Origin of the sequence: Planobispora rosea, from assembly GCF_014648175.1 — a bacterium.
In the GTDB taxonomy this organism is placed as follows: Bacteria; Actinomycetota; Actinomycetes; order Streptosporangiales; family Streptosporangiaceae; genus Planobispora; species Planobispora rosea.
This window is the reverse complement of the sequence record NZ_BMQP01000046.1, coordinates 60,520-70,555: the sequence shown is the minus strand read 5'-3', so window position 1 is coordinate 70,555 and position 10,036 is coordinate 60,520. Positions and strand designations below refer to the sequence as shown.

General features: G+C 68.9%; 12 protein-coding genes. 4 read left to right on the top strand and 8 right to left on the bottom strand.

Going from position 1 to position 10,036, the window contains the following annotated elements; genetic code table 11:
- Positions 1–228: 228 nt before the first annotated feature.
- Together IEZ08_RS32585 and IEZ08_RS32580 are read left to right on the top strand one after the other, a co-directional pair.
- Complete coding sequence (locus IEZ08_RS32585; protein ID WP_229803763.1) at positions 229–861, top strand: ATP-binding cassette domain-containing protein; 633 nt, start codon at positions 229–231, stop codon at positions 859–861.
- Positions 858–1,682, top strand: a complete 825-nt coding sequence (locus IEZ08_RS32580) for an ABC transporter permease (RefSeq protein WP_189243643.1) — start codon at positions 858–860, stop codon at positions 1,680–1,682. The genes IEZ08_RS32585 and IEZ08_RS32580 overlap by 4 nt, the downstream gene beginning before the upstream one ends.
- A gap of 203 nt (positions 1,683–1,885) precedes the next feature.
- Here IEZ08_RS32580 and IEZ08_RS32575 read toward each other — a convergent pair whose 3' ends face one another.
- Entirely contained in the window at positions 1,886–2,143 is a 258-nt protein-coding gene (locus IEZ08_RS32575; RefSeq protein WP_141703971.1) for a hypothetical protein, read from the bottom strand.
- Positions 2,144–2,301: 158 nt separating this feature from the next.
- Between IEZ08_RS32575 and IEZ08_RS32570 the strand changes: the two genes are divergently transcribed.
- A complete protein-coding gene (locus IEZ08_RS32570; protein WP_176728496.1) occupies positions 2,302–2,445 on the top strand; it encodes a hypothetical protein in 144 nt (47 codons plus the stop codon).
- Between the two features lie 152 nt (positions 2,446–2,597).
- Complete coding sequence (locus IEZ08_RS32565) at positions 2,598–2,849, top strand: recombinase family protein (RefSeq protein WP_068923591.1); 252 nt, start codon at positions 2,598–2,600, stop codon at positions 2,847–2,849.
- A gap of 113 nt (positions 2,850–2,962) precedes the next feature.
- On the opposite strand, the gene IEZ08_RS32560 is transcribed toward IEZ08_RS32565, so the two are convergent.
- The 7 genes from IEZ08_RS32560 to IEZ08_RS32530 all read right to left on the bottom strand — a co-directional run bounded on the left by IEZ08_RS32560 (position 2,963) and on the right by IEZ08_RS32530 (position 9,928).
- Entirely contained in the window at positions 2,963–3,562 is a 600-nt protein-coding gene (locus tag IEZ08_RS32560; protein WP_068923592.1) for a hypothetical protein, read from the bottom strand.
- Positions 3,563–3,909: 347 nt separating this feature from the next.
- Positions 3,910–5,154 (bottom strand): barstar family protein, encoded by a 1,245-nt coding sequence (locus tag IEZ08_RS32555; RefSeq protein WP_203863583.1) that lies wholly within the window; start codon positions 5,152–5,154, stop codon positions 3,910–3,912.
- A gap of 143 nt (positions 5,155–5,297) precedes the next feature.
- The gene (locus tag IEZ08_RS32550) at positions 5,298–6,368 is read right to left on the bottom strand and encodes a TIGR02452 family protein (RefSeq protein WP_229803762.1); all 1,071 of its coding nucleotides are present in this window, start codon (positions 6,366–6,368) and stop codon (positions 5,298–5,300) included.
- Positions 6,369–6,473: 105 nt separating this feature from the next.
- Entirely contained in the window at positions 6,474–6,971 is a 498-nt protein-coding gene (locus tag IEZ08_RS32545) for a hypothetical protein (RefSeq protein WP_189243642.1), read from the bottom strand.
- A gap of 129 nt (positions 6,972–7,100) precedes the next feature.
- A complete protein-coding gene (locus tag IEZ08_RS32540; RefSeq protein ID WP_189243641.1) occupies positions 7,101–7,454 on the bottom strand; it encodes a hypothetical protein in 354 nt (117 codons plus the stop codon).
- Between the two features lie 960 nt (positions 7,455–8,414).
- Positions 8,415–9,368 carry a CU044_5270 family protein gene (locus IEZ08_RS32535; RefSeq protein WP_068923598.1) on the bottom strand — a complete coding sequence of 318 codons (954 nt, stop codon included), beginning with the start codon at positions 9,366–9,368 and terminating at the stop codon, positions 8,415–8,417.
- On the bottom strand, positions 9,365–9,928 hold the full coding sequence (locus IEZ08_RS32530; RefSeq protein WP_229803759.1) for an RNA polymerase sigma factor: 564 nt from the start codon (positions 9,926–9,928) through the stop codon (positions 9,365–9,367). The genes IEZ08_RS32535 and IEZ08_RS32530 overlap by 4 nt, the downstream gene beginning before the upstream one ends.
- Between the last annotated feature and the right edge of the window lie 108 nt (positions 9,929–10,036).

Here is a 10,036-nt window from a genome sequence, read left to right as displayed (position 1 = left end):
AGTCGTGTTACTACACTCTCGGACCTTCGTGGCACCTCGAAGCTCACTACAGGCCATCTATCTGCAGATTCTCGCTGTCCACTCGCCACGTGTGACTACGAACTGCGGAACCCGGGTGTGAGCGCTGCAACAGATCGCTGTATCCGGACCTTCCCCGCCGTCCGCCCAACGGAAAGATCGGAAATGCACGCCGCACACAACACCCCGGGAACGACCGAACCCATCCCGGTGCTTCACGTTGACGACGTCCACAAGTCCTACGGCCGCCACCACGTGCTCCGTGGCGCCTGCCTGTCGCTTGCCGCAGGCCACCTCGGCGGCGTGGTCGGAGAGAACGGATCCGGCAAGTCCACGCTGCTGCAGATGCTCGCCGGCCAGCTCGCCCCCGACCGCGGTGTCATCCGCCGCCCCGCGGACTTCGGATACTGCCCCCAGCGCACGGTCCTGCATCCGGCTTTCACCGTCCAGCAGCACCTGCGCTTTTTCCAGGTCGCCTACGGCCTGCAGAACCTCGACCGCGCTGACCACCTCATGGACATCCTCGGCTTCACCGGCTACCGGCACCGGCAGGTCTCCACCCTGAGCGGGGGAACACAGCAAAAGCTCAACCTCACCTTGGCGCTCATGCACGATCCGCCGCTGCTTCTCCTGGATGAGCCCTACCAAGGATTCGACTGGGAGACCTACGAACGCTTCTGGGAGCTGGCATCTGACCTCAAAGAACGCGGCAGCTCCGTCCTGATCGTCTCCCACCTCGCCTTCGACCTCACCCGCTTCGATCAGCTGTGGCATCTAAGAGACGGGCAACTGCTCAACGGCACGCACGCGGAAGGCACCGCCACAAACCGGGAGGGCCGATGACCGGGCCCCGCCTCTCCTGCGCCCACTACCTCACCGCCACGCGTTTCGCCCTCCTGGAGCACCTGCGCAACCGTTTCGCCATGGTCTTGGCCGTCTTGTTCATCCCCGGCTGGACATCGCTGGTGTATCGGGTCGTCAGCGAGGAGAAGGCCACCTTCCTGCTGCGGGCATCCGGCGACTGGGTGACCGCACCCGGTGACCAGCTCAGCTCCCTTCCCGCCGCGCTCAACACCGTCACCGCCATCATCGGCTTCATGATGTTCACCGTCACCTTCCGGTCCAGCCAGTTCGACCAGCGGTTGACGATGGCGGGCTATCCCTGCGCCGCACTGATCGCGGCCAAGCTCACCGCGCTCCTGGTCGTCGCCGTACTGATCTGCGCCTACACCACGGTCCTGATCTGCCTTCACTGGACGCCGCAGCAGCCGATCGCCTTGGGGCTGTCCCTGTTCGGCGCGGCCATGGCCTACGGCGGGATCGGCGTCATGCTCGGCGCGGTGCTTCGCGGAGAACTGGAAGGCATGTTCTCCATGATCATGATCAGCATCGTCGATACCACGCTGCAGAGCCCTTTCGTCAACCCCGCCGCTGACAACGACCTCATTCGCTACCTGCCGTCGTACGGCACCATGCAGTCCGGCATGAGCGCGGGGTTCCTTCCCTCCTACCCTCTGCCGCACCTCCTCCTGGAAGCGCTGTGGTTCATCGGCGCGATCACGACAGCCGCAATCGCCTTCAAAATCACCACCCGGGATCGCAGCGGGATACGGACAAAGCCGATCCGCACCAGGCCCGGAACCACTGTGGGAAACCATGTCTGAACAACCGCCGCGGCGGCGTGCGGGGTCGCCGAGTCCACCGTCCACCAGCGCCTCGCCGACGGCACCCGGAGCGCCAGCAGGACTTCCGCCACGCGGGCGCGAACACGTGCCAGCGCCCAGGCGGATCAGGGTCCCGCCGGGCATGTGAACGGAAACCAGCGGGGCCTGTGAGCACCCATCGGCACGGACCCCGCGCCGATCCGCTATGCCGAAGTCGGCCGCTCCACGCTATATCGGGCGCTAGAAGACGACCCAGTCCCGGTCCCCGCCGCCGGGAGCGGGTCGTCACCGAGCCCGGCGGCCGCGCCGGTCGACGACCAGGGCCATGAGCCGCCGGTGTCGACCGGCGGGAAGCGCAGGTGGCCGAAGAAGCTGTTGTCGGAGCCGCTGTGGCGGACCTTGTCCGAGCTGTATGCCACCGGACCGGCCGGGCGTACCCCGAAGCCGTCGAACAAGCCCACGCCGACTTCGCCGCCCTCCAGGCCGGAGAGGTTCCCGAGCCCCGAGCCGAGTCACAGCCCGTGCGGTGACACACCCTCGGTTTCCCGGGAGTGCTTAGCGCTGACGGCTGTTCCGCTGTTCCCCCGAGGCCGCAATAGCAGAGACCAGCTGACAAGGCATGCTGTGGGCCTACGTGGCCGGCCGCGCCGAACCGGTCTACCTGGATGAGTCCGTCGGCATCACCGCCGCCCAGCTCCTGGACGCCATCACCCGGAGGATCTTCGAGGTCGTCACCGACTACACGAGCTTTCCCGGCAGGTGAGACCGCGACTGCGGTGTTTCATACGTGATCGCCCACGGAACGGTACGGGCCGCTCGCGCCGACCAGGGTCGTTCGGGACGGATTTCGTTTCATAGGTCAGTGCAACGCCGTGATGATTGAAACGTGCCCATGAAACGATCGTGGAGTGAGTGATGACGACCTTGTCCGGGGTGTGCGTAGGGGTGCACCGGCCGGGCGGGCAGCCCATCGCCGACAAGATGCTCTTCATGGTCGCGGCGATGGCCGTAGAGATGGGACGCGACCTGATCCGTGAACGCACGATAGACAGCCTGCCGGCCCCGGCCATCGACGCCGACAAGCTGGCGGCCGCCCGCGCCCGCTGGGTCCGGAGAGGCTATCCGGGCCATCGTCAAGGCTCTTGGGCGGGGCGCTCGACGCTGTAGCGGGCGATGGAGGGCGACCCCGCCCTCGTCTTCCCGGTGTGACGATGCCCGCCCGGCGCAAACCGTGCGGCGGGGCATTGCCATGTCTACCGGTTCGGACTTTCGGGGCCGCCCTACGTGCGGGGGCGGGAGCGGAGGTAGCCGGGCAGGTGGCTGTCGCAGCACGCCCAGCGGGTGCCGGACTTGTCGGTGACGATGTACTTGGCCTCATCGGTGCACGGATTGGTGCGGCTGCCGCCCCAGGTGCACCGGGTCTGGCTCGCGTTGCCCTCGGGGAAGAGCTCGGGGTGGTGGTCGCTGACGTCGGCGGCGGCCGGGCGCAGGCCGGTGCGGTCGCCGACCTCGAGGATCTCTTCGGCGCCGAAGGCCCGGCTGACTCCTGAGGGGGTGAGCCCGGCGGCCTGGCCGAGGGCGTCCAGGGTGTGTGGGCGTGGGGTGACGTAGATCCGTCCGTAGGCCAGCAGCAGCCGGATCTTCTCGTCAGCGTCCTTCTTGATCGCGACCAGCTCCTCCAAGGTGCTCAGCAGCGGGTCGAAGCCCGGGCCGCTGCTCTCCTCGGCCGTGGTCAGCTCCGCAAGAAAGGCGGCGCGGGCCTCTTCGGCGTCGATGCGCGCGGTGTCCCGCTCTGCGGGCGGCGTCTCGTCGTCCTCGGGGAAGAACGGTTCCGGATAGCGGATGGCGGCGAGGTCGTTCAGGAGGTGGCGTGATGTCATCTTTGAAGGATGCGCTAAATTTTGAATCAGTACAAGAGATTTGCTGGAAGCAATTTTGTTTGCTCCCGGCTCGAGGTCGAGCCTGCGCCGCCGGAGGGTGAGAGCGGCCAGGGGGCCGCCGAGGGTGGCCGGGTGGGGATCGGGGGACCGGTTCCCACCGGTCCGCCGTGTGCCCGTTTTGCCGGATTTCTCGGTGGTGAACTTTCGGGGTAACGCAACCCAGAAACCCGGTATACCGGGCACACCGTAAGGTGTGACTTTCATCAGTAGATGGCGGTGAATCTTCACCGCTACGCGGCGTTTGATCGTCAAGCATGGCCGCCGGGACGGCATGGCGACAGCGCGGTTTACCGCAGGTCGACCTCGATGCTGCTCTCGGTGAAGATGTCAAGCAGATAGTGCAGGTCGATCGCCGGGCCCCAGGCGCGCTGGGTGTAGGCCGGGCGGTCATAACCCGGCAGGAGGTGGCGGCGGGCCACCTCGGCGTGGTGCCAGATGAGCCGGAACGGTGGCATGGCGCCCCACCGGCCGCGCAGGCAGTCGTCGAGCGCGGAGAGGTTCCAGCCGAAGTAACCTCCGGGACCGTTGATCGCCTCGCCCAGGGCGCAGTAGAAGCCTTCGATGTCGGTGACGAACCGGCCGTCGAGGTGGTAGGTGTGCCCGGCGGGCCGGTCGGGCCGCCGGGAGTGATGGTGGAACAGGGCCGCGCCGGACCATTCGTGGCGCAGCGCCCGGTCGTAACCGGCCCACAGATTGGGCCGGGCCGGTCCGCCGGTGTGCCACAACTCCCAGATCTCCCGGGCCCCGGGCGGCAGCGGCTCCTTGAGCCCATCGTCGAGGATCACATCGACCAGGCCGGCACCCAGCCGGGAGGGACGGGATCCGGTCACGGTGGCCGACACCCGCTGGCTCGTATGCATCGCGTGCCCGCTGCGGTCGATGGCGTAGATCTCCGCCTTCAGATGGCGCCGCCGGGCCGATGGCTGCTCCATCAGGGCCTGCAGCGGCGGCTCGGGCCGGCAGCCGAGGAGGGTCACGGGCTGCACCGGTGGGCGCGGGCGCTCCCGGAAGACTCCGGCGATCTGCCGGCAGGTGCCCAGCGCCAGCCCACCGTGGCTGCCGGTCAGCGTGAACGCGTGCGCGGCGGGCGGCTGCGCCGGGGGCCATCCGTATTCTGGCAGGATGCGCAGATGCCCGCGCAGGTCGACATCGATGAGACCGGCTCCCGCCGCTGAGCGGCGCTGGCCGAGCACCGTGACATCCAGCAGCTCTTCCATGCAGGAACAGCCGGGACCGGAGGGCTGACAGCCCTCCGGCCGACGGGAGCCGTGCACCGGATCCAGCACGATGTCACCCAGCCAGGCCCGGTCGGTGCCGACCTGGGCGAGCGCCTCCCACAGGAGCCCGGCCGGCTCGCAGTCGATCAGGGTGAACTGCTCTGCAGCCGGGAGCGGCGCGGGCTCGACGAACAAGCCGTCGATGTCGGCGCACAGCGCCAAGGGGACATCGGAGCCGTCCACGCCGCGGCTGCCCTCATCGATCAGCAGCCACCGCAGCGGCACGTGCTGATCCCACGCCCACACCTGATCCACGCGATCTCCGTCCGCGACGATGCGGTCATCGGCCGCGACCCTACCGCCCGGCCGCCGGAGTCTTGCCGGGGTGTCGGCACCGCCCGCATGCTCGTTCTGGTCGTGGCGTCCGCCGACCGGGCAGCACCTTGACGGGCCCTTAACTACCACCCAACGCCGGGGAGGAAGGCCCGGGTGAACGCGATGTGGGTGGGCGTGCCGGGGTGACGGTCCAAGACGGCGAAGCACACATGATCGAACCGGTCGTATGCGGCCAGGGCATGGGCGAAGACCTCGGCGACCAAGGCGGGATCGTTGCGAAACACCCCGCAGCCCCACGCTCCCAGGACGAGCCGGCGATGGCCATGGGCGGCGGCCACCTCCAGGACGCGTGCGGCCCGGGCCCTCAGCGCGGCCGGGACGCTGACGGCCGCCTGGGGCTGGATGCGGATGATGGCGCCGGCGTTGGGCGCGGCCGCAGTCAGGAAGGCCACCCGGTACGAATCCTCCAGCAGACGGCCCTTGTCGTCGCGGAAGACCGGCACGCCGGGGCAGTAGATGACCCGGTCGCTGTAGCGCAGGTCGCCCTGGGCACGGTGGTAGGCGTAGAACTGCGGGACCGCGGTGAGGCAGGCGTGCAGCGCCGATGCCCGGGCCAGGCTTTCCTCCTGGGCCTGGGCGCCGGTGAGGAACCCGCCGCCGGGGTTCTTGGCCGAGGCGAAGACCAGGCAGGCCGGCTCGGGGCCGTCCTGCGCCAGGCGCCGGGCGGCCCGCAGGGTCGATTCATTGGTGACCTCGATGCGGGGCGGGCCGGCGGCCGGCGCGTCCGGCCCGGTATCCGGGGCCGGGTCCAGAACCTGGCCGGGCAGGTACAGCCGGGTGCCCGCCACGGCGCGCGCTACGTCATCGGCCAGATGCGCCCACCGGCCGGCTGGCGTGGCGTACCCGCCGCGCTCGATGATGCTGACGGTGTCGCGGGCGATCGCCCGCAGCCGGGTGCTCATGGGCCCGCATCGTGGCACCCGACCGGCTCCCACCGCGAGCGATTTCCTGCCCGGTGCCCGCAACGCCTGCCAGCGCAGGAAGCCCACCAGCTTCTCCGGATCGTCGGCCGCGTCCGCGGTGGCCAGGTGCTGATGGTGGGCGAGGGCCAGGTCCTGCGGGCTGGACCTGGCGTTCTCGGCGAGCATCGCTTCTGCCTGCACCGCGCCGAGAAGAGCATTGGCCAGGCGCATCCAGTACGCCCCTTGTATCGGGCGGTCGGCACTGGGGTGGCACGGGTCTCGCAGCAGGGGCCGTACCGCCGATAGGTCCATGCGTAGCCCCCGTCAGCGACACGCTTACGCGTGCCGGAACAGCCAGACCCCGGTGCACGATGCGCGATCTTCATGGTCGGGGTGGCGTACCGGGAGGAGAACGTTCCAGAACACCTGAATGGTGTGCCAGGCTGCCTTGTCGACGGGGAACAGGGTGGCCGGCAGAGAGATCCCGTGAGTGCCGTCTGCCAGCACGTGGAAATCGCAGCCGTCCACCGGCTGGAGCCTGCTGCAGGTCCACCGGTTGACCCTGCTGGAGGGGATGCCGTCGGCGCCCACGGCGTCGAACGTCATGACGCTCACCGACAACGGCGGGGCGGCGGTTTCCAGCCGTAGCTGGACCGGTCCCTGAAGGCGGTGCACGGGGGGCCAGGTGAGAGTGGCGGGAGCGGGTGCGGCCGGGGTGCCGTTGACCGCTTCCCAGTCGCTGCTGGCCAGCGGGAGCGTCAGTGCGTTCAGGAAGGCTTTCGGAGGCTCCTGGGTGAACTCGACGTGCTGATAGGACTGCCAGGACGTTTCCATGCGGGGCCTTCTGTGTGGGGTGCGGTGCCGGTTCGGGCTGGCTGCAGGAGGACAAGACTACGGCGAGCAGCGCCATGGCTACGGCCATGGCGGTGTGCTTCACCACGGTGAAGGAAGTAGACGGGGTGATCAGCACTTCACGGTGCCGTAGGTGTCATGGGTGCCGCCGAGCTTGGTCCCGTTGGTGTGATCGACGTAGCCGCTGCCCACGCCGTGGTAGTCACCGGACACGCACTTGCTGCGGGCGGCGTTGGTCTTGGCGTAGTTCTTGCCGCGCGTGGTCACGACCCCGCGCTTGGCGACCTTGGTCTCCTGCCAGAAGCCGACCTCGTAAAGGTCGGCAGTGGCCCTGATGGGGGCCTGGGCCTGCTTGCAGGCGCTACGGCTGTGCACGTTGGGGACGTGGAGCGGGGTGTGAGACTTGTGGGGGTTGTCGACCTTAAGCGTGCACTGGCACTTCTGCTCCGGGCAGCTTCCGCTCATCCTCGCGGCGGTAAAACTGCCTGATGGTGTCTTTGACCCCAGCGGGAGCAAGGGGATGGTGCTGGAGCCGGGGGCGGATTTGGTCGCCGGGGTCGAGCTCACCGAGGCTGGGGCAGGGAGGGTCTCCGAGGCCGGGGCGGTGTGAGCGGGAGTGGAAAGCATGGTCGCTGTCATGCAAGCGGCTGCTACGGCAATGAGGGATGAGCTGCGCAAGGCGGTGAGGCCCCTGGTTCGAGGCCGGGATCCCTGCCGGGCGAGAGAAGCTGCCATAAAGGTATAAAATGGATAGGAAGTGTTAAAAGGTGTGGCGGATGTGTCGCTGACGGAGGCAGCGTATGGGCCCCCGACGATGCGGTCCCTGCCGCCATACCCGAGCCACCCCAAAGCTCAGGCTGATGTGTCCGCGACGAGCAGTGATCGGTTCCGTAGGTTCCGTCTGCGCAAGGACGCCTTGTTCGGCTCCTTTACGGAGGCGGGCAGGGCGCCATCGTCGCACCTCGGCCGTGCACAGGGGCATGGTCCCGGATCGGTACGCGACCCGGCTGGCGCTTCGCAAGGTCGCACGAGACTGAGCAACGCCCCGCCCTCCCGCGCGCGAGGACGGGGCGTTTCACCGGGTCGGGCGCTACTGGCAGTTCTTGTAGTCGTACCGGGTGCTGTTGTGCCGGCAGGAGTCGATCAGTCTGCCGTCTGCCCGCCGAGGGTGTGACGACGGTCGTTGTGCGGGCGGCGGCCGCGCTGGGCATCGTCGGCGCCGAGCACGCCCCGGTGACGATCGGCCCGCTGCATGACGGGCACGGCCAGGCCATCGACACCTCCCCGGGGGCCCTGGCCTCCCGAGCCTGCGCACCGGCCGGGTGCCCGGACGCGTCGATGTGGTGGTGCGCGGTCGCTGCGTCGGCTGGCTACAGCGTGACGCCCGCGGCCGGTGCGGCCCGCCTGCCGGCGGGGAGGGCAGGCTCAGCCGCAGCCTTTCTGCTTCACGGACTTGGACCAGGCCGGGAGCGCGTCGGTGATCCGCGGACGGGTGACGGACCACAGTTCCCGCCCTTTTCCCGGCACGAGGTCCTGGCCGCCCACGAGGACGTAGGAGGTCTTGTCGAAGATGAGGGATTCGCGGAAGATGGCGCCCCCACCGCCCCGGTTGTCCACCCGGGTCACGGCGATGCCCGTTTTGCCGGTGGCGTCCGTGAGCTCTTCCGTCTCGATGCCTGGCAGGGTCGCGGCGACCCGGAAGATGGCCGCCTGCAGCTGGGGCGGGACCGGACTGCCGAGGACGTCGACGACGCCGTTCCAGGTCTGGGTCACGGCGTCCGTGTACAGAACTCTCTTGTTACCGCGTTCGGCCAGCTTGTGCCGGAGCTGCTCCTGGTCGGTCGGCCACTTCCGCAGGTCGGCGTAGGTGAGGCGCCCAGAGCCGGGTCCGCTGGGGCACCGGGTCAGGAGCTGCTTGTACTCGCGGTGCTGCGGGTGGGACTTCGGCGGCTTGTGCCAGATGAGACTTGGACGGGAGTCGTCGACGGACTCCCAGATCTCGGCCGTGATGCGGCGCGGACCGGGGTTGCGGACCCCCTTCTCGCTGCGCGTCTCCGCGGTCCGCTCGTAGTGGAGGTACTGGTCGTCGCGGGGATCCGACCACGGGCTGGCGGTCGTGGCCGCGGCCGCCCGCCTCAGGACCTCGGTGGCGCTCGCGGGCGCGGCAGGATTGAACGTCTGGACGGCGATCGCTCCTGCGGTCGTCGCCGCGACGAGGGCGCCTGCCAGCATCAGACGTCGCAGACCTGCCGCCCGGGCCCGGGGCCGGCGCTTCGTGCGGGCCTCGGCCAGCAGGGCGGTACGGGCGGGGGCGAGACGATCCGCCGTGGGGTGCGGCTTGTCGGCGAACAGGTCGCGCAGTTCGGTCAGGTCGTTCACGAGATCTGCTCCGTCGTGGGGTCGGTGCTGCCGAGGGCGTCGCGGACGACGGCCCGCGCGCGGTTGAGGCGGGAGCGCACTGTTCCGATCGGGATGGACAGGGCGTGGGCGATCTCCTCGTAGGTGAGGTCGGCCCAGGCCACGAGTAAGAGGACGTCGCGGTCGCGGGCTTTGAGTGAGGCGAGCGCCTGGGCGAGAGGGCGACGTACGGCATGCGCGCTCGCCCGCTCAAGGGCTTGCTGCGCGGCGTCGTCGGCGTCGAAAAGCACGCCCATTTTCGAGTACGCCTTGTAGCGGTGTATCTCGGCGCGCTGATGCCGACGGATGAAGTTGGTCGCGATGCCGTACAACCAGGGCAGGGCCTGCGGATGGGTGGCGGTGTCGTAGGCGCGGCGCCGCCTGAACGCGGCGAGGAACGTCTCGGAGACGACGTCGTCGGCCGCATCGTCGCCGAGGCGGCGGGCCGCATAACGGTGGATGTGGCCTGCGTGCCTGTCGAACAGCAGGGCGAAATCCTCGGGATCTCGCCACGACCGTTCGATCAGGGCGGCGTCGGACATAGTCGTACTGAGCGGCATGGGGTGGGCCTTTTCGAGGAAGGGTGTCGCTTGTCTTTCACACGAGTGGGGAAACGAGTTCACGGGACGCTGCCGGCCGCCCGGCAGGCT

What these genes read in the sequence shown, in the direction of transcription:
- IEZ08_RS32580 (WP_189243643.1), top strand. Translation starts at nt 858, where the DNA reads ATGACCGGGCCCCGCCTCTCCTGCGCCCACTACCTCACCGCCACGCGT.
- IEZ08_RS32530 (WP_229803759.1), bottom strand. Translation starts at nt 9,928, where the DNA reads ATGTCCGACGCCGCCCTGATCGAACGGTCGTGGCGAGATCCCGAGGAT.
- IEZ08_RS32560 (WP_068923592.1), bottom strand. Translation starts at nt 3,562, where the DNA reads ATGACATCACGCCACCTCCTGAACGACCTCGCCGCCATCCGCTATCCG.
- IEZ08_RS32570 (WP_176728496.1), top strand. Translation starts at nt 2,302, where the DNA reads ATGCTGTGGGCCTACGTGGCCGGCCGCGCCGAACCGGTCTACCTGGAT.
- IEZ08_RS32545 (WP_189243642.1), bottom strand. Translation starts at nt 6,971, where the DNA reads ATGGAAACGTCCTGGCAGTCCTATCAGCACGTCGAGTTCACCCAGGAG.
- IEZ08_RS32565 (WP_068923591.1), top strand. Translation starts at nt 2,598, where the DNA reads ATGACGACCTTGTCCGGGGTGTGCGTAGGGGTGCACCGGCCGGGCGGG.
- IEZ08_RS32540 (WP_189243641.1), bottom strand. Translation starts at nt 7,454, where the DNA reads ATGAGCGGAAGCTGCCCGGAGCAGAAGTGCCAGTGCACGCTTAAGGTC.
- IEZ08_RS32550 (WP_229803762.1), bottom strand. Translation starts at nt 6,368, where the DNA reads ATGCGCCTGGCCAATGCTCTTCTCGGCGCGGTGCAGGCAGAAGCGATG.